Raw genomic sequence first — 25,001 nt, 5'->3', positions numbered from 1 at the left:
TGGACTCAGGAACCCAGCCTGCGCATCTGCCGGGCAAAGGCGGCGTCGGCGCCGACATACATCGCCCTGAAATCGTTCACGTTGGTCAGGGTCGGACCGGACACCACCGAATCGCCGAGTGCCCCGAAGAACCCGTGGCCGTCGTTGTCGGCCAGGCTTGCGCGGGCGCGGATGCCCAGCGCATCGGCGCGCTCCAGGCTGTCGGGGGCGAGCAGGGCGCCGGCGATCTCCTCCTGGCCGTCGACGCCATCGGTGTCGCAGGCGATCGCATGCACGCCCGGCAAGCCGCCGAGCGCGACGCCGAGGGCCAGCAGGAATTCGACATTGCGCCCGCCGCGGCCCTTGCCGCGCACCGTGACCGTGGTCTCGCCGCCGGACAGCAGGATGCAGGGCGGCGCGAACGGCTGGCCGCGCGTGGCCACCTGCCGTGCGATCCCGGCCATGACGATCCCGGCGTCGCGCGCTTCGCCTTCGATGCTGTCGCCCAGGATATGCGCCGGCACCCCGGCGGCGGCGGCCACCGCGGCAGCCGCTTCGAGCGCCATCTGCGGTGCGGTGATGAGCCGGATCTCGTGGCCGGCCAGGCGCGGGTCGCCCGGCTTGACCGATTCGCCGCGGCCGCTTTCGAGCACCTCGCGCACATGCGGCGGCACCTCGATGCGGTGGCGCTGCAGGATGGCCAGCGCGTCGGCGCAGGTGCTCGGGTCGGCGCAGGTCGGTCCGCTGGCGATATCGACCGGGTCGTCGCCCGGCACGTCCGAGATCAGCAGGGTGACCACCCGCGCCGGATGACAGGCCGCCGCCAGCCGTCCGCCCTTGATGCTCGAGAGGTGCCGCCGCACGCAGTTCATCTCGCCGATGGTGGCGCCGCTGGCCAGCAGCGCGGCATTCAGCCGCTGCTTGTCGGCCAGGTCCAGCCCCGGCGCCGGGAGCGGCAGCAGGGAAGAGCCGCCGCCGGAGACCAGGCAGATCACCAGGTCGTCGGCCGTCAGGCCGCCGACCATGGCCAACATGCGCCGCGCGGCCTCCATGCCCGCCGCGTCCGGCACCGGATGGGCCGCTTCGACGATCTCGATGCGCTCGCACGGCACCGCATAGCCGTAGCGCGTGACGACCAGCCCGCTCAACTCGCCCGGCCAGTGCTGCTCGAGCACGCGCGCCATCTCGGCGGACGCCTTGCCGGCGCCGACGACCAGCGTGCGGCCGCGCGGTGGCTGGGGCAAATGCGGCGGCAGGCAGAGCGCCGGCTGGGCGGCGGCGACGGCGGCGTCGAACATGGCGCGCAGCAGCGCGCGCGGGGCAGGGCCTGGTGGAGTGAGTGCGGACGTCATTGCGTCACCGTGCCGCCGATCTCGACATTGGCCATGATTTCCAGTGCGCGCACCAGGGCCGAGTGGTCCCAGGCCTTGCCGCCGTGCGCGGCGCAGGTGGAAAAGAGCTGCTGGGTGGTGGCCGTGTTGGGCAGGCTCAGGCCCATCTCGCGTGCGCTGGCCAGCGCCAGGTTCAGGTCCTTCTGGTGCAGCTCGATGCGGAAGCCCGGATCGAAGCTGCGCTTGACCATGCGCTCGCCGTGCACTTCCAGCACGCGCGAGGCGGCGAAGCCGCCCATCAGCGCCTGGCGCACCTTGCCGGCGTCGGCCCCCATGCGCGACGCGAACAGCAGCGCTTCGCCGACCGCTTCGATGTTCAGGGCCACGATGATCTGGTTGGCGACCTTGGTCGTCTGGCCGTCGCCGTTGCCGCCGACCAGGGTGATGTTCTTGCCCATCAGGTCGAACAGCGGCTTGACGCGGTCGAAGGCTTCCTGCGAGCCGCCCACCATGATGGTGAGACTGGCTGCGCGGGCGCCGACTTCGCCGCCCGAGACGGGTGCATCGAGGTAGTCGCAATCGAGGGCATTGATGCGCGCGGCGAACCGTTTGGTCTCGATCGGCGAAATCGAACTCATGTCGACCACGATCTTGCCCGCCGAAAGTCCTTCGGCAACGCCGCCCTCGTCGAACAGGACGGCGGCCACGTGCGGCGTGTCCGGCACCATGACGATGACGATGTCCGCCTGCTGCGCCACTTCGCGGCCCGAAGCGCAAGCATGCGCACCGCGGCTTGCGAGTTCGGCCGGCAGCGGCTTCACGTCATGCAGGAACAGCTCGTGGCCGCCTGCCAGCAGGTGTCCTGCCATGGGCGTGCCCATGATGCCCAGGCCAATGAATCCGATTTTGCTCATGTTGTCTCCTTCGCTGATGATAATGGAATACGGGTGGGTAGTTCAGGCGGCGTTCCTGAATTTCGCGGCGAGCTGCTCGGCGCCGCGCGCAAGCAGGCCGGTATCGCTGCCGACGGCGACGAAGTTGGCGCCGGCCTCGATCCAGTGCCGGGCGAGGCGCTCGTCGCCGGCCAGGATGCCGGCCGGCTTGCCGCAGGCGCGGATGCGCCGGATCGCGTCGTCGATGGCGGCTACCACCTCGGGGTGGCCGACCTGGCCGATGAAGCCCATCGATGCGGCAAGGTCTCCCGGGCCGACGAAGATGCCGTCCACGCCATCGACCGCCGCGATGGCTTCGATATTGGCCAGTGCCGCCGGGGTCTCGACCTGCACCAGCAGGCACAGTTGTTCCTCGCACGTGCCAGGGTAGTCCTTGATCCTGCCGAAGTCGGAGGCGCGGGCGGCCGCGGCGTAGCCGCGCACGCCGAGCGGGGGATAGCGGGTGGCTGCGACCGCCTGGCGGGCTTCGTCGGCATTCTCGACATACGGAATCAGGAGGGTCTGCACCCCGATGTCGAGGTAGCGCTTGATCGTGACGGTATCGTTCCAGGGCGGACGCACGATCGGGTGTGTCGTGCCGCGGGCGATGGCCTGCAGCTGGCAGTGCACCATCGGCAGCTCGTTCGGCGAGTGCTCCGTGTCCAGCAGCAGCCAGTCGAAGCCGGCATTGGCCAGCAGTTCGACCGTGACATGGCTGGACAGGCCGGACCACAGGCCCAGTTGCATCTCGCCCTTGCGCAGCGCGTTTTTGAAATGGTTGCTTGGGACCTGCATGTCTTCCTCCTGGTGTGGCCTTCGGGGCCGGTTGGTGGTGCGACAAACAACGAATATAGTGTATGTGATATGACGTCGTACAACTAAAGCCGCTAAATTCTCACGAATTGGAGCGTCATGTGACTTGCATGGACTGCTCGCGAGCTGCCCAGGCGGTGCGGAAAAAGGCAACTGAGCTGAAAACATAGCATGTTTTCGGAAGTTGTCATACAACTTGTCGTAAATACTCTGTGTGCATGCGGCTGATTGTCAACAGCGGGGGAAGCGCGGCAATGCAGGTTCGCCAGCGCTGACACGCGGGCGGATGCTGGGCGCCTTGATTGAAAAGTTAAACCTCCGGCATACGGATGCTCTCTTTCCGCTCTCCTGTCGCACACCGATACCTAGAGCGACGACAGCGCCGGCCCGTCCGGCTTGCCCAGCCAGGTGCTGGCAAAGCGCTGCCGGGTCGCGGCCAGCGCGGCGGTATCGCCCCGCACCCGGTACACCTCCATCAGCCCGCGCAGTGCCCAGCCGTTGCTCGGGGTGCGCGCCAGCGAGGCGCGGAAGACCTGTTCGGCGTTGTCGAGCTGGCCGGCGCGCAGCAGCGCGACGCCGAGCGACTGGCGCACCGGGTAGTACCAGTAGGGCGGTTCCATGTAGGGCAGAGCGTCCTGGATCGCCACGGCTTCGCGGTAGGCGGCGATGGCCTCCGGCAGCTTGCCCTGCAGGTCGGCGACGCGGCCGCGCGCCACCGCCCTCGCGGTCTGGACGATTTCGCGCCCCGGGATGGCCCAGTCGGTGAGCGGCTTGAAATCGGCGGTGCGCTCGATGCGGTCGATGGCCGCCACCTCGCGGTTCGCGCCATCGAGGTCGCCCTTGCGGACGTGGCCGATGGCGCGCGCGTAATGCCACATCGCCCTGACCAGCACGAAGTCGGGCCCGGGGTCGGGCAGGGACGTCAGGACGTCCGGATTGCTGAACTGGACGTGGGCGAAGTAGGGCGCCGATTTGACCGGCTGCAGCGCGCCGATGGCCTTGACCGCGTCGGCGCCCAACGCCTTGTCGAGCTTGCCCGCGGCATCGAGGGTCGTCTTGCCGTCTCCCCCCATCAGTGCGGACACCATCACGAAGTGGATGTTGTGCGGGTAGTAGGCGCCGCGGTAGACGGGATCGCTGGGGGACGCGGCGAAATATTTTTCGTCGACGGCGACCGCCTCCACGTTCGACTGCAGCGCTTCCCGGTACATGCCGAGCCGGTAATAGATGTGGGACGGCATGTGCACGACATGCCCGGCCCCGGGGATCTGGCGCGCCAGCACGCGTGCAGCGGGCAGGGCCTTGTCGGGCTGGGCCGAGGCTTCCATCGTGTGGATGTAATAGTGCGCGGCGCCGGGATGGCTGGGGTTGCGCTCGAGGACGCGCTCGAGCGCATCGACCGTCTCGGCCGTGCGGTGCTTGGGCTGGGTGCCGGCGGCGGCCCAGTAATCCCAGGGCGCCAGGTCCATCAGCGATTCCGCGAACAGCACCTGGATGGTGTCGTTGTTCGGATGGGCGCGCGCGGCCTCGGTCATCGCGTCGGCATAGGCCTTGTCCAGCGTGGCCCGCTCCACCTGCGGATCGGCGCTGTAGCGGCGCGAGACGGCCCGGATCAGGGCCTGCTCGGCGGGCGTGGCGCCTTTCGCCAGGCGCATCGCGCTGGCGGCGGCCTGGACGGCCGGGGCGACCGCCTCGGGGAACATCGGCGCATTGATGTTCGGGCCCAGTACCAGGGCCTCGCCCCAGTAGCACATCGCGCATTTCGGATCGAGTGCCTGGGCGGCGCGGAAGGCGCGCGCCGCTTCGGCATGGTTGAAGGCAAAGGTCAGGCGCATGCCCTGGTCGAAGTAGGCTTGCGCCTTGCGGTTGCCGGTCGTGACCGGCACGTGCAGGCTGCCGAGGTCGGCATATAGCGGAGGCGGCCCGGCCTGGGCTGGCGGCGCCTTGGCGGGCGGCTGCTGGCCCGGCTGGAATGGCCGGGTTTCGGCCTGCGCCAGCACCAGCTGGTCGAGCAGGGGAGGCCGCCCCGGCCGCGCCGGCGTGCATGCGGCGCCGCGGGCGAACAGCGGGTCGAAGGCAATGGGTTCGGCCCTGGTCTCGCGCTGCGCCGATGTGGACGGCAAGCCGACAAGGACGGATGCTGCGGCGGTGGCAGCGAACAGCACTACGAATCGCGGTTTCATGATGCTCCCCTCCCGCATCGTTCGTGAGATGTGGAATATCGTCATTCGAGCATAGGTCAGGATCCCAGGTTCCGTAAGTGCATTTTGGATTTGTGCGGGATCAAGCACATGAAATGGCGATGTGCGGATTGGTTATACTGGGTGAACGACCGTAGCGGCAAGGCGATGCTCGCGCAGTCGGATTGTCCGGTGGTAAGCTATTCATATTGTCACTTCACACCTGAAGGAATGTTATGAAACCGCTGTTCTCCTCCGACGAAGAAGCGAACGCAGCATCCACGGCGCCGGTGACGCCCGCGCCCGCGCCCATGCCTTCCTTCCCGCCCTTGTCGACTTCCGCTGGCACGCAGGACATGCTGCCGGCAGCGCGTCCGGAGGCGAATCCTGCCCCGCTGGTCCGTGTCGACATCTCCGGTATCGACGACAGGGCCATCGAGGCCCTGGGCGGCTCCACCGGTTCGGGCGTGGCGAAGATCTCGGCCAAGCTGCTCGGCACCGTGCGCGCCTCGGATGCGGACGTGTTCGGCACGCAGCTGAACGAACTGATTGCGACTTCCAAGGGCCTGGATCCGGCCAAGCTGCGCTCCGGCGGCCTGCTGTCGCGCGTCACGAACATGTTCGGCTCGGTCAAGGAAAAGATGCTGTCGCAGTACCAGGTGGTCGAAGCGCGCATGGACACGCTGGTCGGGGAGATGACGCGCCATGCCAACGTGCACCGGTCGCGCATCCAGGATTTCGACGAGATGTACAAGGGCCTGGAAATGTACTACCAGGGCCTGGATGCGGACGTGAAGAAGGGCGAGGCCTGGGCGGAGAAGCTGCGCCAGGCGGTCGCGCAGCAGGCCGCGCCGACCAACGCCTTCGAGGCCCAGCAGGCGACCGAACTCAAGCGCCGTCTCGAGCGTCTCGAAAAACGCATCGACGACCTGCGCCGCGCCATGCTGATGGCCTCGCAAATGGTGCCGCAGATCCGCCTGTCGCAGGACAATGCGCGGGCGCTCACCGACACCTTCACGGACATCGTCAACGTGTCGATCCCGGCCTGGCGCAACGTGTTCTCGCTCTACCTGCTGCAACTCGAGGCCAAGCAGAGCGCGGCGGTCGCCAACGCCGCCTACGACGCCACCGACGCGGCCTTCCGCGCCCAGGCCGACATGCTGCTGGAAAATACGGAGACGGTCGCCCGCGCCAAGCAGCGTTCGCTGGTCAGCCTGGAAACCGCCCAGCACGTGCAGGCGCAGCTGGTGTCCGCTTTCGACAAGCTCGAGCAGATCTCGAACGAAGGCCAGCAGCGCCGCAAGGACGAGCTTCCGAAACTGCAGGAACTCGAGCGCGAGCTGATTGCACGGTTCTCCTCGTCCGCGACCTGATTCAACCATTCTCACCATATAGTAAGGAAAGTTCATGTCGACGACGCTGCAAACCGGCCACCGCATCAACCTCGAAAAAACCGCTCCTGGCTTGAAGCGCGTGCGTATCGGCCTCGGCTGGAAGGTCAACCCGGTCGAAGGCCAGCCCTTCGACCTCGACTCGTCGGTATTCCTGTGCAGGAAAAACGCGGACGACCACCCGGTCATGATCAGCAACGCCCACTTCGTCTACTACAACCACACCACCTCCCCGGACGGCGCCGTCGTGCACTCCGGCGACAACCGCACCGGCGACAGGGATGGCGACGATGAGGTCATCACCGTCGACCTGGGCAAGGTCGAAGCGGAAGTCGTGGAAATGCCGATCGTCGTGACCATCCACGAAGCCGAGGCGCGCAAGCAGACCTTCGGCCGTGTCACGGACGCCTACGTCAAGGTGTACAACGACGAGACCGGCGAAACGATCGCGGAATACGACCTCGACGAAGACTACTCGGACAAGACCGCACTGCAGTTCGGCTCGCTGTACCGCAAGGATGGCGAATGGCGCTTCCAGGCCGTCGGCGCCGGCTTCAAGCTCAACCTCGCGACCTTCATCCGCAAGCTCGGCGGCACCGTCTGAGGAGCACACGCTCTCTTTACTTGCTGCCGACGCCACCCAGCCGATGACACACCAGACGCCCAGGGCATTCGACTTCGGCGAGGAGCAGGAGCCGTCCCGTGAACCCGTCGAGCGTCCGGCTGTGCCGCGGGCGTTCGACTTCGCTGACGTGCAGCCTCCTGAGCCGGCTCCTGGCGGCAGCCCGCCCAAACCGCTTTCCTTCGACGACCTTCCCGCAGCGCCTGCCTCGTCGGCCTTGACGCGGAAAGCCGTGCCCGGGGCGCTGTTCGACAGCGACGACCATCCGGCGGTGCGCGACGCCCTCGCGATGGCCGGGGCCGAATTCCCGGACCTGTTCCCGCACGCGGAGCAGCGCTTGGCGGCCCTGTTCCGCCGCATCCTGCCGCTCAGGCTGTCGCTGGTCACGGAGTGGGCGGAAGAACCCTTGATGGAGCAGGCCGCGCTGCTCCAGCCGGTTACCGAGCTGGTGCTGAAGTTCACCCAGATGGGCGTGCCGGCGCTGCTCGACGCCGCGCTCGAGAGCACGAAGGCGCCGACCGGCATGTTCGGCAAGCTGTTCCGCCGCCCGGCATCGCCTGCCGAGTACAAGCCGGCGCTGACGTCATCCCGTGCCCAGCTCCTGCAGCTCATGGCCGACAGCGAAGTCGCCACGCGCAACCTGGAAGAGTCGGCGAAAAACCTGAGCCTGCATGGGGCGGTGCTGGCCGTGGTGGCGAACATCGCCGGCGATGCGGCGGATGCGGCCTTGCTGGATGCTCTCACGCAGCGGCGCACGCTGATCCAGCAGGCAGTGCGCCAGGCGGAGCTGTCGATCTTGCAGATGGGGCAGGTGCGCCAGCAGGCCGCCGACCTGATCGGCCAGGTGTCGTCCTTCCTGACGGTGACCTTGCCGGCGCTCGGAATGGCGCAGGCGCAGGGCGGGAATTGACGCCGGCATTGTCGGGAAATGCCTGGAAAAACCCCGATACGGAAGTGCTGTTAGAATTTCCGATAGCCTTCCGTTACCCATTTGCAGGAGTACACAAATCCTACGGTTTTTAATGACAGCAGCAATCGCCAAGCCCAAGCTGGCGCTCGCGCTCGCCTTCTTCGTGCTGGTCATGTTGGCCAGCACCATGACCTACACCGGTTTCCTTGTCATCGGGGAGTTGGCCCATCATCTCGGCACAGGCCGGTTCACGGCAGGTCTGCTGCTTGGCATTCTGTTCGCACGGTTTCCCTGGTACAGCAAGGGCAAGCTGCGCATCGTCGGCCTCTTGCCCAAGCCTGTCCGCCGGCCACTCATCGTCAGCCTGCTCACACTCTGCCTGGTGAGCTTCCTGTTACGAGGCGAATACGTGCCCGCAGGGTTCACAGGTTTCACGACGGCTTTTCTCCTGACCTACCCCTGGTTGAGGAAAACCCTGTTCGATCGAATGGTATCGTCTGTCTTCCAATTCGTGCCCGGCCGGCGCCGGCCCGGCGACGAGACGGTGATCGAGGGTGAGTTCAGGGAAAAGAAAGACGAGACACGGCTCACGAAGCGGCCATAGGTGCGTCGCTGCACGAGGTGCGCTCGGAACGGGCGATGGCATCGCTCCATGCGCAATTGCCGGTGGCCCGTTCGGAATCGAACCACCGGCACGAGGATGTTCAATCCCCGGCTTGCGCCGGGTCTCGGCGGACGGGCAACTTCCAGCCCGGCCGGATGAAATGGCAGGTGTAGCCGTTCGGATTGCGTTCCAGATAGTCCTGGTGTTCCGGCTCGGCCTCCCAGAAAGGCCCCGCCGCGACGATCTCCGTGACGACCTTGCCGGGCCAGAGGCCGGACGCATCGACATCGGCGATGGTCTGCTCCGCCATGCGCTTTTGCGCGTCGTCGAGATAATAGATGCCGGAGCGATAACTCATCCCCCGATCATTGCCCTGACGGTTCGCCGTGGTCGGATCGTGGATCTGGAAGAAAAATTCGAGGATCTGGCGATAGCTGATCTTGTCCGGATCGAACACCAGTTCGAGCGCTTCCGCGTGCGTGCCGTGGTTGCGGTATGTGGCGTTGGGCACGTCGCCGCCGGTGTAGCCGACGCGCGTCGACAGCACACCGGGAATGCGCCGTAGCAATTCCTCCATGCCCCAGAAGCAGCCGCCGGCGAGGATGGCGGTTTCAGTTTGAGATGTCATTGATTCCCTTTGCTTGGATGAGTGGTGGGCCGGAACGCATATCTTGCCACGTTGGCCGCGGTCGATGCCGCGCCGGTCGCCTGCACTCGGCAACAATGTCGGCAATGCTGCCTGGCGCATCGATGCCGGCTGCCGTGGCCATCAGCCGGCGCACTGGGGCAGCTGCAGGCTCGGGGATCGTTCAGGGCGGTCTCCGTGGGGATCGTGCGAAAGCCCGACGGCGGCATCGGCGCGCGCACCGGCAAGTGCGCTCAAGATCAGCTGTGCGGTCTCGGCCGGAGCATCCCAGTGCGGAAAATGGCCGCAACGATCGAACCAATGCAGTCGGGCATCCGGGAACAAGGCGAGCGCGCGCTGGGCCTGGCGCGGGAAGCAGACCCGGTCGCGCCGTCCCCAGCCAATGACGAGCGGATGCGCGATGCTGTTGCGCGGCGCCCCGCGTTGCTCCTCGCCGTAGGCGAGCTGGGCCAACAGTTCATCGAACGCCGGCGAGGCCACATAGCTGCACAATTCATCGCTCACGGTGTCCGGCGCCAGCTTGGTCGGCCGGGCGGAAAATTGTGCCAGCAACAAGGCGCGACCAAGCGGGTTGGCGCAGATCGCCGGCAATGCCGGGCGCAACAGGCGCAGCAGCCGGATCGACAGGTAGATCGAGCTGAAGAATGCGTGACGCTCCCATCCCCGCCAGAAACCGCCTGGATTGAGCGCGACCACGCCGCCCACGATCCCGCCGCGTCGCGCCAGTTCCAGCACCAGCCGCGCACCCATCGAACTGCCGACCGCATCGATGCCGCTCAAGCCATGCGCATGGAGGAAGGCGGCGGTCTCATCGGCCAGGGTGCGGATCGAGGTTTCGCCGGCCAGCCGCGGCGTCTGGCCAAAGCCGGGCAGGTCCACCGCGATGACTTCGCGCCTGGCCGCGAGATCGGCCAGGATGGGATTCCAACTTTGCCAATGGCCGCCCAGGCCATGAATCAGTAGCAAAGGCTTGCCGGTGCCGCAACGAATGTGATGCATGATCGACCCTCCCCATCGCACGAGCGTGCATATGCTGCAAGCGTACCGTAGGGGGCGCAAGGACTGCGTTCGTTAGGGATGCCGGCGAGGGGAGAGGTCCGGAAGTGGACCGGATACAAGGAGTGCGACAGCCAACAACAAAAAACGCCAACCCGCGAAGGTTGGCGTTGTTGGTGCTGCCGAATTCTTGGTGGCCCGGGGCGGAATCGAACCACCGACACAAGGATTTTCAATCCTCTGCTCTACCAACTGAGCTACCAGGCCAAGGCGGAGAATTCTATCACGAAGTGCCGGCTCGTCCATAATTTTTGAAGCGAAACTCAGCTGGCGTGTTGCATGCGCCGCCAGCGCGCGGGCGAGGTGCCGACTTCGCGCTTGAAGGCGCGCGCGAAGGCCGCTTCCGATTCGTAGCCCACGTCCAGCGCCACCGAGGCGACCGGCGCCCGGCTGCCGCGCAGCAGGCCGGCGGCCGCTTCCATGCGCCAGCGCGCCAGGTATTGCATCGGCGGCTGGCCCAGCAGGCGCAGGAAGCGGGAGCAGAACACCGAGCGCGACAGGCTTGCCGCGCGCGCCAGGTCGTCGATGGTCCAGGGGCGCGCCGGCGAGCGGTGGATCAGCGAGAGGGCGCGTCCCACCTGCGGGTCGCGCAGGCCGGCCAGCCAGCCGGTGCTGCCGGCGGGAAGGCGCTCGAGATAGCGCCGCAGCGCGTCGATGAACATGGTTTCGCTGGCGCGTTCGAGCAGGGCGGCGGCGCCCGGCAAGCCGCGGTCGGCGCGCAGCGCCAGCGTGCCGATGTCCGTGTGCGCGGCGCTGCCGTCGGCGGCCGGCAGGTGCAGCAGGCGGGGCAGGGCATCGAGCAGGGGATGGAAGGGATGGCGGTCGCAGCTGAGGAAGCCGCAGACGAGCTCGTTGTCGGCCGGCGCGGCGTGCTCGCCCCAGGTGAATTCGTATTGCGAGTGGAACACGACCGGGATCGGCTTGGGGGCGTCGCGGGTCGCCTTCACCCAGTCGGGATCGATGCGCGCCGGCTGCTGCTCCGGGTCGCTCGAGAGCACGTGGCCATCGCCGTGCGGCAGGATGACAACGTCGCCGGCGCGCAGCGGCACCGGCGCCAGTCCCGCCACCGTCGCCCAGCCGGCGCCCTTGGCCAGCACGTGGTATTCCATCACGTGTTCGGCGTCGGGAAACAGCAGGCGGCCGAGCTCATGCATCGGCGGCGCCTCGACGGCCCAGACCGCCGGGAAGCCGATCTGGTAGAAGACGGCGCCGCGCAGGCGTACCGAGCGCAGCACATCGGACAGGGTATCGGTCTGCATGGTCAGGACGCGCGGGCAAACGGGGCCGACGCGCGGTCAAGTCGCCGGCACCTCCACGCGCGATACTGGAATTTTGGAGTGCGAGAATGGAGGATGCCACCATGGACAAATCAACGCAATCGACCCCTTCCGTGTCGGCGCGTCCCCCGGCCGCGCCGGACTTCGCCGCCATCAAGGGGCGCCAGCAGGCGGCCTGGGCCAGCGGCGACTTCGCCGTCATCGGCGTGACCTTGCAGATCGTCGGCGAAACGCTGGCCGAGGCGGCCGACATCCGTGCCGGGGAAACCGTGCTTGACGTTGCCGCAGGCAATGGCAATGCGACGCTGGCGGCCGCACGCCGTTTCGCCCACGTCACCTCGACCGACTATGTACCGGTCCTGCTCGACAAGGGCCGGGCGCGCGCCGCCGCCGAAGGGCTGGAGGTGGAGTTCCGCGTGGCGGACGCCGAAGACCTGCCTTTCGATGCGGGCGCCTTCGACGTCGCGCTGTCGACGTTTGGCGTGATGTTTGCGCCGGACCATTCCCGTTCGTCCAGCGAATTACTGCGCGTGGTACGCGACGGCGGACGCATCGGCCTGGCGAGCTGGACGCCCGACAGTTTTATCGGCCAGCTGTTCAAGACGATCGGCAAGTACGTGCCGCCGCCGGCCGGGGTGATGTCGCCGCTGCTGTGGGGAACGGAAGCCTATCTGGGCGAACTGTTCGGCGACGCCGCCGCCGACATCCGCACCACGCGCCGCAACTTCCTGATGCGCTACGCTTCTCCCGCGCACTGGGTGCAGATCTTCCGCGACTTCTACGGGCCCGTCCATAAAGCCTTCGGCGCGCTCGACATCCAGGGCCAGGCCGCGCTCGAACACGACATCATTACGCTGCTCGAGCATTTCAACACGGCGGGCAGCGCATCGCTGATCGTGCCGTCCGAATACCTGGAGGCCGTGATCGTCAAGCGCAGCGCTTCGTGAACGGAAGCGAATAGAGGCGGGCGGTGCGGATGCTCAAGCCCGCCCGATGGGAAGCAGGCAGCGGTCAATGGTCGCTGCCTGCGCCATTTTTGTGCATGATTCAGCCGGCAGTTGGCTCGACGGTCGCCAGCCAGGGCCGCAGTCCCTGGATCGCCTCTTCCTTCAATTTCGCCTCGATCTCGATCCAGGGCGCGCGCGCATACGAAGCCGGCATGGTGTCGATCAGGTCGGCATGCTGGCGGTCGTTGAAGCCGGCGCGGCCGTTCGAGATGTGCACCAGCTGGTGCTCGGGCACGGCCCAGGTTTCGCGTGCCTTGAGCAGCATCCCGGCCACGCTCGGATGGTCGTAGCTGTCGAGCTTTTCATGGACGATGTGATGGTGCGCGTCGAACACCATCGGCACGCCGCTGCGCATGCAGATCGCATGAATTTCTTCCGCGCTGTAGGCGTATTCGTCGTTTTCCAGCCCGAGGCGGCAGCGAATCGCGTCGGGCAGCGCGGCAATGGCCGCCACCAGCGCGTCGTCCCGGTTCGCCTTGCCGCCGTGGATTTCCAGCAGTGCCCACGGCGAGCGCGGCTGCTCCAACAAATCCATGATGTCGGCGTGCATCTGCAGGATCTTGACGCTGTTGGCGACCACGTCCGGCGAATCGGAGCTGAGCACGACGAACTGGTCCGGATGCATCACCAGGCGGATGCCGGCATCGCTGGCACGCTTGCCCGAGCGCGCCAGGGCCGGTGCCAGGGTCTGCAGCACCGCCAGGCCTTCGGGGGTATCCGCGAAGGGGAAGATCGAGGAGGGCAGGCGGTACAGGCTGATGCCGGCATCCGCGCAATAGCGCATGGCGGCGTCGAAGGTCTGGAGGTTGTCACGGAAAATGTCTTCCAAGATCGTGCGCTGGGCCTCGGGCGAGTGCGTCTGCAGGCGCGTGCGCGTGACCGTGCGGTAGCGGATGTCTTTGGAAGCGGTAATGCAAACCAGCCCAAGATGCGGCATGCGAACCTCGCGAAACAGGATGTGGGGAAAAGTATAGGCCGAAGCGTTTGATGCGCAGGTTCAGTTGGCGCGCGGAACTAAACTCGCGTGTTGCAGCAGAAATGCCACCGCCCGCCGAACGGCGGGCGGTGGCGTCTCCAGGTCTTATGCGCCGTGTTTGCCCAGACGCGCGACCCAACAGGCACTTACTGCGGCATGATCACCGAATCGATGACGTGGATGACGCCGTTGTCGGCCTTGATGTCGGTCTTCACGACATTGGCTTTGTCGACCATGACTTGGCTGCCCTTCATGCCGACCATCAGCGAGCTGCCTTCGACGGTTTTCACGTTGCCCGGCTTGACGTCCGAGGCCATCACACTGCCCGGCACCACGTGATAGGTTAGCACCTTGGTCAGGGCCGCCTTGTCTTTCAGGAGCGCGTCGAGCTTGGCCTTCGGAATCTTGGCGAAGGCGGCGTCGGTCGGTGCGAACACGGTGAACGGACCCGGGCCTTTCAGGGTATCGACCAGCCCTGCCGCCTGCACTGCGGCAACCAGGGTGTTAAAGCTGCCGGCGGACTTGGCGGTGTCGACGATGTCGGCAGCCTGGACGGAACCGATCGACAGGGCGAGTGGAAGGGCAAGCAAGAATTTCTTCATGGGAGGCTCCTTGTGGTTGATTCCAGTTCGTTGTGAACTGGCATGTCCGAAATTTATGTCGATTCGTTTGAATTGTCCAAGCTTTGTCGCTATATAATGAAACATTAATGGGACAACATCGGGACGCATCATGACGACTCTTTCTGCAAACGATACCGACCGCATCATGTACCGCAGCGGCGCTGCAGCCCGCCTGGCCGGCCTGCCGGTGGAAACGCTGCGTATCTGGGAGCGCCGCTACAGCCTGTCGGACGCCGAGCGTTCCGAGCGTGGGCAGCGCCTGTACTCGGCCGAGCAGGTGGCGCGGCTGGGGCTGTTGAAGCAGCTGGTCGACCAGGGCCATGCGATCGGCGTGCTGGCCGGCTTGGGGCGCGACCAGCTGCAGGCCATGCTGGCCGCTGGCGCGGGCGGCGACAAGGGCGCGGCGCGGCCGGTGCCGGTGCTGCTGGCCGGGGCGCTGCTGGCGCGGCGGGTAGCGGCCGAGCGTGGTCTGCCAGGACTCGACGTGCGCGCCAGCTGCGCCCGGCTGGAAGAGGTGGCCGAATGCGGAGCCGGCAGCGGCGCCCAGGTGCTGGTCATCGAGCTGTCCGAGCTCGACGACAGCGCCTTGCCGCGCATCGCGGCGGCGCGCGCCGCGGCCGGCGTCGCGGCGACGGTCGTGCTGTACCGTTTCTGTCCCAGCGCTACCATCCGGGCGCTGCGCGCCCAAGGCTGCCTGGTCGCCCGCGTGCCGGCCGACCTCGGCGAACTGGCCCTGCTGTGCCGCGCGGCCCTGGGCGGGCAACGCCTGCAGGACGTGCCCGCCCCATCGAAGGTCGCGCCGCCCCGTTTCGACGATGAAGCGCTCGCAGCCATGGCCGCGGCCAGCAACCGCCTGACCTGCGAATGCCCGCGCCACCTGTCGGATCTCTTGATGATGCTCTTCAGCTTCGAGCGCTACAGCGCCAGTTGCGCCCACCGCAATCCCGAAGATGCGCGCCTGCACGCCCAGCTCGAACAGGCGGCGGGGGAGGCGCGCATGGTGCTGGAGGGGGCGCTGGAGGCGCTGGCGATTGCCGAAGGGCTGCCATTGCCGTGGCAGCGCAATTAGCGCGCTGTCAACCGCTCCCAACGCTGGCCGCGCGGCCCCGTCCTTGATATGCTACTGGATGATCCGCGCCGGCCCTGTCCGGCGATCTTTAATATTGGAGCGCCGACATGGCATCGTTGCAAGATCAGTTTTTGAAGGCCGGCCTGGTCAACAAGAACAAGGCAAAACAACTACAGCAGGACAAGAGCAAACAGCAAAAGATCGAGCGCCGCACCGGCACGCAATCGGTCGACGAGGCCAAGCTGGCCGCGGCCGAACTGCAGCGCAAGAACGCCGAGCGCGCGCGCGAACTGAACGCCCAGCGCGACGCAGCCGCGCAGCAGAAGGCCATCATGGCGCAGATCGTGCAGATGGTGCAGAAGAACCGGCAGGCGAAGGGCAATGGCGACGTCGCCTACAACTTCACCCACGGCTCGAAGATCGAGCGCATCTACGTGTCGAACGCGGTGCAGGAGCACCTGATGGCCGGGCGCCTGGTCATCGTGCGCCTGGGCGACAGCACCGAGCTGGTGCCGCGCGTCATCGCCGACAAGATCGCCGAGCGCGACGCTTCGCTCGTGGTACGCGTGAAAAAGGTCGAGACCGCGGTCGAGGAAGACGATCCGTACGCGGCCTTCAAGATTCCCGACGACTTGATGTGGTAAGCCGCAAGCACCCGAAGTCGTAAAACAAACGCCACCGCAAGGTGGCGTTTTTGTTGCCGGCCGGCCTCAATGATGCAGCGGCGCTCCGGTGCTCGTTCCCTGTCCGGCCTGGTCCGGCCTGAACGCCCGCTCGCCCGCGGCGGTGTCGTGATAACTCTCGAAGCGTGCCACCTTGCCGTCGCGCAGCGTGAACACGTGGACCCAGGGGCTGTCGTAGCTGCGCCCCGTGCTCCTGGCCAGCCAGGTCGCTTCGCCGGTGACGACCACCTTGTCGCCTTCCGCGATGAATTCCTCCGGCTCGAAGCGCAGCGCCTCCGCGTGCTCGTTGAGTTGCTGGAAAAACCGGCCGATGGCGGCCTTGCCGTTGTGTTTGCCGGCAAAAGGTACATGCTCCGCATCGGGCTCGATCCAGAGCGCGTCGTCGTGATAGCGCGTGAGCAGCTGCGAAATGTCACCGTTCCGGAACATCTGGTAGCCTTCCATGACCAGCCGCTTGTTTTCCTGTGCGTCCATGATCGCTCCTCCCGGATGGCGGCCGCCCACCGGCAATCGCGGATGCGCATGCCGCGAATGGCCGCTCCATCCAGCCTAGGGCGCCATCCGCGGGAATGCAAGCTGGGCCGCAGTGCCGGGCGAAGCTTTTTTCAACTTCAGGGAACCCATCATGACGGACACATTGAAGGTTGGCGACAAGGTGCAATGGCATTCGTCGCAGGGAACGGTTACGGGGACGATCAAGAAGAAACTGACGGCGCCCACCGACATCAAAGGCCACCACGTGGCCGCCTCCAAAGAGCATCCGGAATACCTGGTCGTCAGCGACAAGACCGGGGCGGAGGCGGCGCACAAGGCGTCGGCGCTCGAAAAAGTATGACGAACCGGGTATGCAACCCGGCGCTGATTGCAGATTTATCCACCAGCAAGAGAAAGGAACGGCCATGAAACGCATTCTTCACGTATCGCTGATGGGCGCCGCGCTCGCCGCATCGGCGCTTGCCCTTGCCCAGCCGAGCGGCTACACGGGACCGTCGAGCAAGGCGACGGCGAAAGCCTATAAAGCCCCGGCGAATATTCCCCTCATGAAGGCGAAAGAGCTGCTGGACAAGGGCAAGGATGACCAGATGGCCAGGTTGCAGGGCAAGATCGTCAATCACAAGGGCGGGGAAGACTATGAATTCGCCGATGCCAGCGGCAAGATCACCGTGGAGATCGAGGACGAGGCGTTCATGCAAGGCATGAAAATCGATCAGAACACCATGGTGGAACTGGTGGGCGAGTTCGACAAGAACCTCATCGGGGACTCGACCTTCGAGGTCAAGCAGATGAAGGTGATGGGTAAGTAAGCGGGCCGGGCTCCCCGCCTGCGAGGAAAGGACGCATCGCCTCGGCCACCTCGGCCGCGGCGCCGTAATGCACGGCGTGGCTCCAGCGCGGGATCACGTGCGCCGGAGCCGCGCCCAGCAGCCTGGCGGCTTCGTCGACCCAGGCTTGCGGGGCGACGGCGTCGTGTTCTCCGCGCATCAACATGGCCGGCACCCGGACCTGCAGCAGCTTCGCTTCGATCGGATAGGCCAGCATGCTGCGCAGTTCTGGAACGATCCGGTTGCCGATGCACAGGTAGTCTTCGATCACCTGTGGGATCAGGGAAGGATGTTCGAAGACGCTGCTCCTGATGAGGTGCCCGAGTTGTTGTAGAGCACTTCGCGCCGCCGGATCGACGACCGGGGCGATCAGCACCAGCCGGTCTATGCGCTCGGGATGCCGCAGTGCCGCCTCGACGACGACCTGGCAACCCATCGAGTGGCCGACCAGCGCCGCCCTGGCGATGCCCGCGCAATCCATCCACGCAATCAATGCCCGGGCGAGGCCGGCGATATCGGGCGGGGTGTCAGGCGTGGCGCTCGGGCCATGTCCCGGAAGGTCGGGGACGTAGACAGCGAACTCCGTGGCCAGGCGTTCCGCCGCCGGAACGAAGTAGGCGCCGGAGACGCCCAGGCCGTGGACCAGCACCACCGGCAGCGTCCCTGGCCGGGCGGCGCCGGCCGCGACGCGGGCATGCATAGGCAGGCCTTCGACTTCCCGCCACATGCTGTGCAGTTCGCGGATCTCGCCGGCCTGCAGGCGGCTGCGGCGCCGATGCCGGGCATACGCCCGGTGCAGCGCCAGCGCGGCGCCTGCGCCGAGCAGGGCATAGACGGGCCATCGTCCGTGCGTTGCTGTCGTCGTGCCTCGTTCCTGTCCGCTCATCCGCCACATCATAGCAAGGCGGGCGCCGGGCGACTGCACGGAAGGGCCATGCCCGGTAGCCTTCGGCTAGCCGCCGGCGATCGCGCGCAGGGTGATGCCGGTGATGTAGGCGCCGTAGGTGCCCAGCGCATAGCCCAGCACGGCGAGCAGCACCCCGACCGGGGCCAGTGCCGGATGGAAGGCGCTGGCGACGACCGGGGCCGACGCCGCGGCGCCGATGTTCGCCTGCGAGCCGACCGCCATCATGAACAGCGGCGCGCGGATCAGCTTGGCCATCAGGATCATCAGGCCGCCGTGGAAGGCGATCCAGATCAGGCCCAGCAGGAACAGCCACGGACGGTCGAGCAGGGCGCTCAGGTCCATCTGCATGCCGATCGTGGCGACCAGCACGTACAGCATGGCCGTCCCGATGCGCGACGCGCCCGCGCCTTCATAGGTGCGCGCCTTCGTGAAGCTGAGCAGCAGGCCGATGGTCGTGGCGATCACGACGATCCAGAAAAAGCCGGAGTTCAGGCTGTAGTCCTGCAGGCGCCACTCGGCAGGCAGGGAATTGACCCAGGCCACCAGCAACTGCGCCAGGAAATGCGCCAGCCCGGTCGCGCCCAGGCCGATGGCGAGGATCACCATGAAGTCGGTCAGTGTCGGGATGCGTGCGTGCTGTGCCTGGTATTGCTCGATGCTGTCGCGCAGCCGGTTGAGGGCCGTCAGGTCGGCGCCGGTCCAGCGGTCGAACACCTGGGCGCGGCTGGCGAGGAAGAGCAGCACCGCCATCCAGAGGTTGCCGATCAACACATCGACGGCGACGAACTGGCCGAACATGGTCGCGTCGACCGCGAACACCTCGCGCATGGCGGCCTGGTTGGCGCCGCCGCCGATCCAGGCGCCCGCCACCGTCGTCATGCCGCGCCAGGTATCGCCGGCCACGGTCTCGGGATGGATGACGCGCATCGCCTCGAACGCGACCAGGGCGCCGAGCATGACGCCGGCGGTGCCGGTCAGGAACATGATCACCGCTTTCGGCCCGAGCCGGACGATGGCCTTGAAGTCGATCGCCACGCACAGCAGCACCAGGGAGCTCGGCAGCAAGTAGTCGCGCGCCACCGGATACAGCTTCGAGGCCGAGCCGTCGATGACACCGAGGGTATTGAGCAGCGAAGGCAGCAGGTAGCACAGCAGCAGGGCGGGAACGTAGTTGTAGAACTTTTTCCAGAACCCGTCCTCGCGCGAGGCCGTCCACAGGACGCCGCCGAGGATGGTGGCGAGCATGCCGAGGATGACGGCGTCGTTGGTGATCATGGGGGTAGGCGACATGCGGACTCCAGGGTGGCGCGTCAGGGCGAATGCCGGCGTGCAGCTTGCAGCTCAGCAATAGAGAAGCCGCGAGTATGGCCGGGCTCACCTGCAGCGTCAATGAAGACCGTGAAAACAAAAACGCCACCCGAAGGTGGCGTTTTCTTGAATTCTTGGTGGCCCGGGGCGGAATCGAACCACCGACACAAGGATTTTCAATCCTCTGCTCTACCAACTGAGCTACCAGGCCAAGAGAGGCATGATTATAGCCAGCCCCTGTCGGCTCTGCAAGTCCCTCGCTGCAACTTTCTTCAGAAACCGCTGGGCACCGCCCCTCCGCCTGGCCGAGCGCCCTCTGCGCATCCCGCTATAATGCTTGACATGACGACACCCACTTCTTCCACTGCTTCCCATCGTAGCGCCGCCGGCAGCGGCGCAGGCCTGCACAGCGAGGTCTGCATCGTCGGCAATGGCGCCATCGCCAAAACGGCTGCGCTCGGTTTCGCGCAGGCCGGGCACAGCGTGACGGTCTTGATGCCGGCCGCCAGCCCGCAGCAAGGGGAAGCAAGCGCTTCCGGTTCCGGCGAGCGCCCGTGGGACGTGCGCGTGTACGCGCTGAACCATACCGCGCACGACCTGCTCGCCTCGCTCAAGGTGTGGGGCGCGCTCGACCTGGCCCGGGTGGCCCCGGTCGATGCGATGGCGGTCAACGGCGACGGCAAGAATGGCGGCAACCTCGGCTTCGACGCCTTTGGCGCCCATACCGGGGCGCTGGCCTGGATCGTCGAGGACAGCAACCTGAACGGTGCGCTGGACGCCGCCCTGAAATTCGCGCACAACGTGCAGGTCGTGCACGGCTGCGCGGTGCGCCTGAGCTGCGGCCCGGACGGCGCCGCCGTCGAACTCGAAGACGGGCGCCGGATCGACGCCAGACTGGTCGTCGGCGCCGACGGGCGCGACTCCTGGGTGCGCGGCCAGTGCGACATCGGCATCGATTACCGTACTTACCACCAGCGCGCCATCGTCACCAATTTCGCCTGCGAAAAGCCGCACCACGGCGTGGCCCACCAGTGGTTCACCTGCGCCGACGGCATCATCGCGCTGCTGCCGCTGCCGGGCAACCGCGTCTCGCTGGTCTGGTCGGCGCCGGAAACCCTGGCCGCCCAGCTGATGGACGAGTCGATGGGCGAGCTGGCGATCCGCCTGTGCGAATACGCCGACGAGCCGCTCGGCGCGTTGAAACCCCTGCAGCCGGAGTCGGTAAAGGCCGTGCCGCTGGCGCTGGTGCGTCCGCACGCGCTGACGGCGCCGCACGTGGCCCTGATCGGCGACGCCGCCCACGCCGTGCACCCGCTGGCCGGGCATGGCATGAACCTCGGTTTCGGCGACATCGTCGACCTGCTGCGCGTGGTCGCCCAGCGCGAAGAGCACCGCGCGGTCGGCGACGAGCGGGTGCTGGCGCGCTATGCGCGGGCACGGAAGGAAGATGTCCTTTTAATGCAACTCGCCACCGACGGGCTCGAACGCCTGTTCAGCACCAACCTCGAACCCGTGCGCATCGTGCGGAATTTGGGGTTAAACTTGCTCGATAAATTGCCCTTCGTAAAGCGGCAGCTGATGGCGCATGCCATCGGCAAGTGAGCACGCGGGACATTCTGCAGGTAATTCCATAAGGATCAGATTGTGATGAAAACCAAAATCGCCGCGCTGCTGGCGCTGGGGATGATGGCGGGGTGCGTCGATGCGCAAAACACCGTCGAAGCGAATATCCGCAAGAACATCGAGCCCCGCCTGGGCGGCGCCAAGATCGACTCGGTCACCGAAACGCCGTACAGCGGCCTGTACGAGCTGCGCGTCGGCAGCGACATCCTGTACACGGACAAGAAGGCCGAGTACTTGTTCATCGGCCAGGTGTACGAGGCCAAGACCTCGAAGAATCTGACGCGCGCGCGCATCGACGACCTGAACAAGATCAAGTTCGCCGACCTGCCCCTGAACCTGGCGCTCAAGCAGGTCAAGGGCAACGGCAAGCGCGTGATCGCCGTCTTCGAAGACCCGAACTGCGGCTACTGCAAGCGCCTGCGCCAGACCACGCTCAAGGACTTGAACGACGTCACGATCTACACCTTCATGTACAACATCCTGTCCGAGGATTCGTTCACGAAGTCGAAGAACATCTGGTGCGCGCCGAACCGCATCAAGGCCTGGGACGACTGGATGATCAACGGCAAGGTGCCGGCCGCCACCCCGGCCAGCTGCGAGTCGCCGAACGCCAAGGTCCTCGAACTCGGCCAGACGCTGAACATCACAGGCACGCCGGCGATCTTCTTCACCGACGGCACCCGTATCCCGGGCGCGGTCGACCTGCAGACGCTCGAGACGAAGCTGCAGTCCATTAAGTAAGCAGTCCATGGTCCAGCTCAACGTCAACGGCCGGGAAGTCGGGATCGAGGTCGATCCCGCGACGCCCATCCTGTGGGCCTTGCGCGACAACTTGAACATGACCGGCACCAAGTTCGGCTGCGGCGCGGCCCTGTGCGGCGCCTGCACCGTCCACCTCGACGGCGCCCCGGTGCGCGCCTGCGTCACGCCAGTCGCCGGCGCCGCCGGCAAGAAGATCACGACGATCGAGGCCATCGGCCAGGACCCCGTCGGCAAAGCCGTGCAGGACGCCTGGATCCGCCACGACGTGCCCCAGTGCGGCTACTGCCAGAGCGGGCAGGTGATGAGCGCCACGGCGCTGCTGCGCAGCAACCGCAGCCCGAACGATGCCGACATCGACAGCGCCATGAGCGGCAACATCTGCCGCTGCGGCACCTACCAGCGCATCCGCGCGGCGATCAAGGATGCCGCCACCAGCCTCGCCTGAGGCAGGCGTTCCGATGAACAGCGTCGGCATCCTGCTTGCAGCCGGGCGCGGGCGCCGCTTCGATCCCGAAGGCCGGCGCAACAAGCTGCTCCAACTCCTTCCCGCTGGCGATCCGGTCGTGGTCGCCAGCGCGCGCCATCTGCTGGCCGTACTTCCCCGCGTGATTGCCGTCGTGCCTGCCGCCGATGGCGGCGTGGCCGCCGCATTGCGCGCGCTCGGCTGCGAAGTCACGGTCTGCGAGCAGGCCGATACCGGCATGGCCGCCTCGCTGGTGCACGCCATCCGCCATTCGCTACCCGAGGCCGATGCCTGGCTGGTGGCGCTGGGCGACATGCCTCATGTTGCGCCCGCCACGATGAAGGCGCTGCTCGCTGCACTCGAGGGCGGGGCGGAGATCGCGGCGCCCATTACGCAGGGACGGCGCGGCAATCCGGTCGCCTTCGGCGCCGCGCACCTGCCGGCGCTGCTGGCGCTGCAGGGCGACGCGGGGGCGCGGGGGCTGCTGCGGTCCGCGGCGGTCGCCGAGGTCGAGGTGGGCGATCCGGGTATTTTCCGCGACATCGACACGCCCGCCGACCTGTAAGCGGCCGGGCGGCATGTTGCCGCGCGAACTGAATCCGTTACACTACGGGAACCAAGCCGATTCCTTTTCGCCATCATGAAAAAAACAGCCTCGACCAAGCAGCCAGCGATCCACTACACCATCGTCCCGAAAGACCTCGCCGGGCACCTGTTCAACGTCACCGTCACCGTCCCGGCGCCGCATCCGGACGGCCAGGTGTTCGCGCTGCCGGCCTGGATCCCGGGCAGCTACATGATCCGCGAGTTCGCGCGCAACATCGTGCGCATCCGCGCCGAATCGAACGGCGCCCCCGTGGCGCTGGCCAAGGTGGACAAGGACACCTGGCGCGCGGCGCCGGCGGCCGGCCCGCTGACCCTACACTACGAAGTCTATGCCTGGGACCTGTCGGTGCGCGCCGCGCACCTGGACCAGACCCACGGCTTCTTCAACGGCACCAGCGTGTTCCTGCGCGTCGTCGGCCACGAAGAGGGCGCGCATGAAGTCGACATCCAGCGCCCGGCCGACCCGGTGGCGAAAACCTGGCGCGTGGCCACCTCCATGAAGGAATTGCGCGCCAAGCGCTACGGTTTCGGCACCTATGTCGCGGCCGACTACGACGAGCTGGTCGACCATCCGGTGGAGATGGGCGACTTCGCGCTGGCCACCTTCAAGGCCAACGGCATCCCGCACGACATCGTCATCACCGGCATGGTGCCGAACCTGGACATGGCGCGCCTGCAGGCCGACCTGAAGGCGATCTGCGAAGCGCAAATCGCGTTCTTCGATCCCGCGACCGGCCGCGCGCCGGTGGACCGCTATGTGTTCATGACGATGGCGGTCGGCGACGGCTACGGCGGCCTCGAGCACCGCGCCTCGACCGCGCTGATCTGCGCGCGTGCCGACCTGCCGAGCACCGCGATGCCGAAATCGGGCGAGCCAAACGAGGGCTACCTGAAATTCCTGGGCCTGTGCAGCCACGAGTACTTCCACACCTGGAACGTCAAGCGCATCAAGCCGGCCGTGTTCGCCCCCTACAACCTGCAGGTCGAAAACTACACGCCGCTGCTGTGGCTGTTCGAAGGTTTTACCAGCTATTACGACGACCTGATGCTGGTGCGCGCCGGGATCATCAGGGAGCCGACCTATTTCAAGCTGCTCGGGAAAACCATCGGCAGCGTGCTGCGCGGCAGCGGGCGCCTGAAGCAGAGCGTGGCCGACTCCAGTTTCGATGCCTGGGGCAAGTACTACCGCCAGGACGAGAATTCGCCGAACGCGATCATCAGCTACTACAGCAAGGGCTCGCTGATCGCGCTGGCCTTCGACCTGACGATCCGCGCCAAGACCGGCGGCGCCAAAACGCTCGACGACGTGATGCGCGCGCTGTGGGAACGCTACGGCCGCGATTTCTATGCCGGTGCCGGGCGCGGCGTGACCGAGCAGGAGGTCGAAGCCCTGTTCGACGAAGTCAGCGGCCTGAAACTGCGCAACCTGTTCGATAAATTCGTGCGCGGCACCGAAGACCTGCCGCTGGCCAAGCTGTTCGCCCCCTTCGGCGTCAAGCTGCTGGACGAGCGCAAGAGCGGCAAGCCCTCGTTCGACGCCGGCATCGGCCGCGACCCGCTCGGCGCCAAGCTGACCCAGGTGCACGAGGGCGGCGCCGCGCACCAGGCCGGCCTGTCGGCGCTGGACATCGTGATCGCCGTCGACGGCCTGCGCGTGAACGGCAACCCGTGCAACCTCGACGCGCTGCTGTCGCGCTACCGCGTGGGCGACAAGGTGGTGGTGCACGCCTTCCGCCGCGACGAGCTGATCGCCTTCGACCTGACCCTGCAGGGCGACCGGGTGCCGGGGATTACCCTGTCGCTCGCCGCGCCGGGCAAGAAGTCCGCTGCGATCGTCCGCCCGAGCGCGGCCTGATCCTTGTTCATCAGCCCGGCCAGTGCCGGGTTTTTTTTATTTCCCATTCGAAGAGG

At 66.5% G+C, this 25,001-nt stretch carries 26 protein-coding genes and 2 tRNA genes; 14 read left to right on the top strand and 14 right to left on the bottom strand.

The features are described 5' to 3' along the window. Positions 1-5: 5 nt before the first annotated feature. The 4 genes from ACWCIA_RS14080 to ACWCIA_RS14065 form a co-directional block, all read right to left on the bottom strand. Entirely contained in the window at positions 6-1,331 is a 1,326-nt protein-coding gene (locus ACWCIA_RS14080; RefSeq protein WP_454164215.1) for a glycerate kinase type-2 family protein, read from the bottom strand. Next, positions 1,328-2,224: a 2-hydroxy-3-oxopropionate reductase gene (glxR, locus tag ACWCIA_RS14075; RefSeq protein ID WP_454164213.1), complete on the bottom strand. Its 897-nt coding sequence runs from the start codon at positions 2,222-2,224 to the stop codon at positions 1,328-1,330. Before glxR ends, ACWCIA_RS14080 begins: the two co-directional genes overlap by 4 nt. Before the next feature lie 42 nt (positions 2,225-2,266). Then, a complete protein-coding gene (locus tag ACWCIA_RS14070) occupies positions 2,267-3,037 on the bottom strand; it encodes an aldolase/citrate lyase family protein (RefSeq protein ID WP_454164211.1) in 771 nt (256 codons plus the stop codon). A 383-nt stretch (positions 3,038-3,420) separates the two neighbouring features. Continuing rightward, positions 3,421-5,238: a tetratricopeptide repeat protein gene (locus ACWCIA_RS14065; protein WP_454164209.1), complete on the bottom strand. Its 1,818-nt coding sequence runs from the start codon at positions 5,236-5,238 to the stop codon at positions 3,421-3,423. Positions 5,239-5,471: 233 nt separating this feature from the next. On the opposite strand from ACWCIA_RS14065, the gene ACWCIA_RS14060 reads away from it, so the two are divergent. The 4 genes from ACWCIA_RS14060 to ACWCIA_RS14045 all read left to right on the top strand — a co-directional run bounded on the left by ACWCIA_RS14060 (position 5,472) and on the right by ACWCIA_RS14045 (position 8,762). After that, positions 5,472-6,608 (top strand): toxic anion resistance protein, encoded by a 1,137-nt coding sequence (locus ACWCIA_RS14060; protein ID WP_454164207.1) that lies wholly within the window; start codon positions 5,472-5,474, stop codon positions 6,606-6,608. Between the two features lie 34 nt (positions 6,609-6,642). Then, positions 6,643-7,230, top strand: coding sequence for a TerD family protein (locus tag ACWCIA_RS14055; RefSeq protein ID WP_454164205.1), 588 nt, complete (start codon positions 6,643-6,645; stop codon positions 7,228-7,230). 43 nt (positions 7,231-7,273) lie between these two features. Continuing rightward, positions 7,274-8,158, top strand: a complete 885-nt coding sequence (locus ACWCIA_RS14050) for a hypothetical protein (protein ID WP_454164203.1) — start codon at positions 7,274-7,276, stop codon at positions 8,156-8,158. Positions 8,159-8,270: 112 nt separating this feature from the next. Continuing rightward, positions 8,271-8,762, top strand: coding sequence for a hypothetical protein (locus ACWCIA_RS14045; RefSeq protein ID WP_454164202.1), 492 nt, complete (start codon positions 8,271-8,273; stop codon positions 8,760-8,762). Between the two features lie 100 nt (positions 8,763-8,862). Here the strand turns inward: ACWCIA_RS14045 and msrA are convergent, their stop codons facing one another. The 4 genes from msrA to ACWCIA_RS14025 all read right to left on the bottom strand — a co-directional run bounded on the left by msrA (position 8,863) and on the right by ACWCIA_RS14025 (position 11,723). Further along, a complete protein-coding gene (gene msrA / locus ACWCIA_RS14040) occupies positions 8,863-9,390 on the bottom strand; it encodes a peptide-methionine (S)-S-oxide reductase MsrA (protein WP_454164413.1) in 528 nt (175 codons plus the stop codon). A 141-nt stretch (positions 9,391-9,531) separates the two neighbouring features. Further along, the gene (locus ACWCIA_RS14035) at positions 9,532-10,407 is read right to left on the bottom strand and encodes an alpha/beta fold hydrolase (RefSeq protein WP_454164200.1); all 876 of its coding nucleotides are present in this window, start codon (positions 10,405-10,407) and stop codon (positions 9,532-9,534) included. Positions 10,408-10,595: 188 nt separating this feature from the next. Further along, a tRNA-Phe gene (locus ACWCIA_RS14030) sits at positions 10,596-10,671 on the bottom strand. Between the two features lie 56 nt (positions 10,672-10,727). Then, complete coding sequence (locus ACWCIA_RS14025) at positions 10,728-11,723, bottom strand: AraC family transcriptional regulator (protein ID WP_454164198.1); 996 nt, start codon at positions 11,721-11,723, stop codon at positions 10,728-10,730. Between the two features lie 101 nt (positions 11,724-11,824). Between ACWCIA_RS14025 and ACWCIA_RS14020 the strand changes: the two genes are divergently transcribed. Further along, positions 11,825-12,688 carry a class I SAM-dependent methyltransferase gene (locus tag ACWCIA_RS14020; protein WP_454164196.1) on the top strand — a complete coding sequence of 288 codons (864 nt, stop codon included), beginning with the start codon at positions 11,825-11,827 and terminating at the stop codon, positions 12,686-12,688. Between the two features lie 100 nt (positions 12,689-12,788). On the opposite strand, the gene ACWCIA_RS14015 is transcribed toward ACWCIA_RS14020, so the two are convergent. Then, positions 12,789-13,685: a UV damage endonuclease UvsE gene (locus tag ACWCIA_RS14015; protein ID WP_454164194.1), complete on the bottom strand. Its 897-nt coding sequence runs from the start codon at positions 13,683-13,685 to the stop codon at positions 12,789-12,791. 185 nt (positions 13,686-13,870) lie between these two features. After that, a complete protein-coding gene (locus tag ACWCIA_RS14010) occupies positions 13,871-14,326 on the bottom strand; it encodes a fasciclin domain-containing protein (RefSeq protein ID WP_454164192.1) in 456 nt (151 codons plus the stop codon). Positions 14,327-14,456: 130 nt separating this feature from the next. Between ACWCIA_RS14010 and ACWCIA_RS14005 the strand changes: the two genes are divergently transcribed. Together ACWCIA_RS14005 and ACWCIA_RS14000 are read left to right on the top strand one after the other, a co-directional pair. Then, positions 14,457-15,416, top strand: a complete 960-nt coding sequence (locus ACWCIA_RS14005; RefSeq protein ID WP_454164191.1) for a MerR family transcriptional regulator — start codon at positions 14,457-14,459, stop codon at positions 15,414-15,416. Between the two features lie 107 nt (positions 15,417-15,523). Further along, positions 15,524-16,060: a DUF2058 domain-containing protein gene (locus ACWCIA_RS14000; RefSeq protein WP_454164189.1), complete on the top strand. Its 537-nt coding sequence runs from the start codon at positions 15,524-15,526 to the stop codon at positions 16,058-16,060. Between the two features lie 66 nt (positions 16,061-16,126). On the opposite strand, the gene ACWCIA_RS13995 is transcribed toward ACWCIA_RS14000, so the two are convergent. Continuing rightward, the gene (locus ACWCIA_RS13995) at positions 16,127-16,573 is read right to left on the bottom strand and encodes a nuclear transport factor 2 family protein (protein ID WP_454164188.1); all 447 of its coding nucleotides are present in this window, start codon (positions 16,571-16,573) and stop codon (positions 16,127-16,129) included. A gap of 151 nt (positions 16,574-16,724) precedes the next feature. On the opposite strand from ACWCIA_RS13995, the gene ACWCIA_RS13990 reads away from it, so the two are divergent. Both ACWCIA_RS13990 and ACWCIA_RS13985 read left to right on the top strand, forming a co-directional pair. Then, the gene (locus ACWCIA_RS13990; RefSeq protein WP_454164186.1) at positions 16,725-16,934 is read left to right on the top strand and encodes a DUF2945 domain-containing protein; all 210 of its coding nucleotides are present in this window, start codon (positions 16,725-16,727) and stop codon (positions 16,932-16,934) included. Positions 16,935-16,998: 64 nt separating this feature from the next. Then, positions 16,999-17,403, top strand: a complete 405-nt coding sequence (locus ACWCIA_RS13985; RefSeq protein WP_454164185.1) for a YgiW/YdeI family stress tolerance OB fold protein — start codon at positions 16,999-17,001, stop codon at positions 17,401-17,403. Here ACWCIA_RS13985 and ACWCIA_RS13980 read toward each other — a convergent pair. From ACWCIA_RS13980 to ACWCIA_RS13970, 3 genes are all read right to left on the bottom strand, one after another. Continuing rightward, on the bottom strand, positions 17,375-18,307 hold the full coding sequence (locus ACWCIA_RS13980) for an alpha/beta fold hydrolase (RefSeq protein WP_454164184.1): 933 nt from the start codon (positions 18,305-18,307) through the stop codon (positions 17,375-17,377). The two genes, ACWCIA_RS13985 and ACWCIA_RS13980, sit on opposite strands and share 29 nt — an antisense overlap. 66 nt (positions 18,308-18,373) lie before the next feature. Then, the gene (locus ACWCIA_RS13975) at positions 18,374-19,618 is read right to left on the bottom strand and encodes a DUF819 family protein (RefSeq protein ID WP_454164183.1); all 1,245 of its coding nucleotides are present in this window, start codon (positions 19,616-19,618) and stop codon (positions 18,374-18,376) included. Positions 19,619-19,771: 153 nt separating this feature from the next. Further along, a tRNA-Phe gene (locus ACWCIA_RS13970) sits at positions 19,772-19,847 on the bottom strand. 131 nt (positions 19,848-19,978) lie between these two features. On the opposite strand from ACWCIA_RS13970, the gene ACWCIA_RS13965 reads away from it, so the two are divergent. From ACWCIA_RS13965 to ACWCIA_RS13945, 5 genes are all read left to right on the top strand, one after another. After that, entirely contained in the window at positions 19,979-21,238 is a 1,260-nt protein-coding gene (locus ACWCIA_RS13965) for an FAD-dependent monooxygenase (RefSeq protein WP_454164182.1), read from the top strand. Positions 21,239-21,283: 45 nt separating this feature from the next. Beyond that, a complete protein-coding gene (locus ACWCIA_RS13960; protein WP_454164180.1) occupies positions 21,284-22,000 on the top strand; it encodes a DsbC family protein in 717 nt (238 codons plus the stop codon). 7 nt (positions 22,001-22,007) lie between these two features. Then, positions 22,008-22,466, top strand: a complete 459-nt coding sequence (locus ACWCIA_RS13955) for a (2Fe-2S)-binding protein (protein ID WP_454164178.1) — start codon at positions 22,008-22,010, stop codon at positions 22,464-22,466. Between the two features lie 13 nt (positions 22,467-22,479). Next, complete coding sequence (locus ACWCIA_RS13950) at positions 22,480-23,049, top strand: nucleotidyltransferase family protein (protein WP_454164176.1); 570 nt, start codon at positions 22,480-22,482, stop codon at positions 23,047-23,049. Between the two features lie 75 nt (positions 23,050-23,124). After that, positions 23,125-24,945 carry a M61 family metallopeptidase gene (locus ACWCIA_RS13945; RefSeq protein WP_454164174.1) on the top strand — a complete coding sequence of 607 codons (1,821 nt, stop codon included), beginning with the start codon at positions 23,125-23,127 and terminating at the stop codon, positions 24,943-24,945. The last annotated feature ends 56 nt before the right edge of the window (positions 24,946-25,001 follow it).

The organism is Massilia sp. SYSU DXS3249 (assembly GCF_053668055.1).
This window is presented reverse-complemented; position numbering and strand designations above follow the sequence as displayed.

Excerpts from the sequence above, each read along its gene's own strand:
- ACWCIA_RS14080 (WP_454164215.1), bottom strand. The coding sequence starts at position 1,331 with ATGACGTCCGCACTCACTCCACCAGGCCCTGCCCCGCGCGCGCTGCTG.
- glxR (WP_454164213.1), bottom strand. The coding sequence starts at position 2,224 with ATGAGCAAAATCGGATTCATTGGCCTGGGCATCATGGGCACGCCCATG.
- ACWCIA_RS14070 (WP_454164211.1), bottom strand. The coding sequence starts at position 3,037 with ATGCAGGTCCCAAGCAACCATTTCAAAAACGCGCTGCGCAAGGGCGAG.
- ACWCIA_RS14065 (WP_454164209.1), bottom strand. The coding sequence starts at position 5,238 with ATGAAACCGCGATTCGTAGTGCTGTTCGCTGCCACCGCCGCAGCATCC.
- ACWCIA_RS14060 (WP_454164207.1), top strand. The coding sequence starts at position 5,472 with ATGAAACCGCTGTTCTCCTCCGACGAAGAAGCGAACGCAGCATCCACG.
- ACWCIA_RS14055 (WP_454164205.1), top strand. The coding sequence starts at position 6,643 with ATGTCGACGACGCTGCAAACCGGCCACCGCATCAACCTCGAAAAAACC.
- ACWCIA_RS14050 (WP_454164203.1), top strand. The coding sequence starts at position 7,274 with ATGACACACCAGACGCCCAGGGCATTCGACTTCGGCGAGGAGCAGGAG.
- ACWCIA_RS14045 (WP_454164202.1), top strand. The coding sequence starts at position 8,271 with ATGACAGCAGCAATCGCCAAGCCCAAGCTGGCGCTCGCGCTCGCCTTC.
- msrA (WP_454164413.1), bottom strand. The coding sequence starts at position 9,390 with ATGACATCTCAAACTGAAACCGCCATCCTCGCCGGCGGCTGCTTCTGG.
- ACWCIA_RS14035 (WP_454164200.1), bottom strand. The coding sequence starts at position 10,407 with ATGCATCACATTCGTTGCGGCACCGGCAAGCCTTTGCTACTGATTCAT.
- ACWCIA_RS14025 (WP_454164198.1), bottom strand. The coding sequence starts at position 11,723 with ATGCAGACCGATACCCTGTCCGATGTGCTGCGCTCGGTACGCCTGCGC.
- ACWCIA_RS14020 (WP_454164196.1), top strand. The coding sequence starts at position 11,825 with ATGGACAAATCAACGCAATCGACCCCTTCCGTGTCGGCGCGTCCCCCG.
- ACWCIA_RS14015 (WP_454164194.1), bottom strand. The coding sequence starts at position 13,685 with ATGCCGCATCTTGGGCTGGTTTGCATTACCGCTTCCAAAGACATCCGC.
- ACWCIA_RS14010 (WP_454164192.1), bottom strand. The coding sequence starts at position 14,326 with ATGAAGAAATTCTTGCTTGCCCTTCCACTCGCCCTGTCGATCGGTTCC.
- ACWCIA_RS14005 (WP_454164191.1), top strand. The coding sequence starts at position 14,457 with ATGACGACTCTTTCTGCAAACGATACCGACCGCATCATGTACCGCAGC.
- ACWCIA_RS14000 (WP_454164189.1), top strand. The coding sequence starts at position 15,524 with ATGGCATCGTTGCAAGATCAGTTTTTGAAGGCCGGCCTGGTCAACAAG.
- ACWCIA_RS13995 (WP_454164188.1), bottom strand. The coding sequence starts at position 16,573 with ATGGACGCACAGGAAAACAAGCGGCTGGTCATGGAAGGCTACCAGATG.
- ACWCIA_RS13990 (WP_454164186.1), top strand. The coding sequence starts at position 16,725 with ATGACGGACACATTGAAGGTTGGCGACAAGGTGCAATGGCATTCGTCG.
- ACWCIA_RS13985 (WP_454164185.1), top strand. The coding sequence starts at position 16,999 with ATGAAACGCATTCTTCACGTATCGCTGATGGGCGCCGCGCTCGCCGCA.
- ACWCIA_RS13980 (WP_454164184.1), bottom strand. The coding sequence starts at position 18,307 with ATGAGCGGACAGGAACGAGGCACGACGACAGCAACGCACGGACGATGG.
- ACWCIA_RS13975 (WP_454164183.1), bottom strand. The coding sequence starts at position 19,618 with ATGTCGCCTACCCCCATGATCACCAACGACGCCGTCATCCTCGGCATG.
- ACWCIA_RS13965 (WP_454164182.1), top strand. The coding sequence starts at position 19,979 with ATGACGACACCCACTTCTTCCACTGCTTCCCATCGTAGCGCCGCCGGC.
- ACWCIA_RS13960 (WP_454164180.1), top strand. The coding sequence starts at position 21,284 with ATGAAAACCAAAATCGCCGCGCTGCTGGCGCTGGGGATGATGGCGGGG.
- ACWCIA_RS13955 (WP_454164178.1), top strand. The coding sequence starts at position 22,008 with ATGGTCCAGCTCAACGTCAACGGCCGGGAAGTCGGGATCGAGGTCGAT.
- ACWCIA_RS13950 (WP_454164176.1), top strand. The coding sequence starts at position 22,480 with ATGAACAGCGTCGGCATCCTGCTTGCAGCCGGGCGCGGGCGCCGCTTC.
- ACWCIA_RS13945 (WP_454164174.1), top strand. The coding sequence starts at position 23,125 with ATGAAAAAAACAGCCTCGACCAAGCAGCCAGCGATCCACTACACCATC.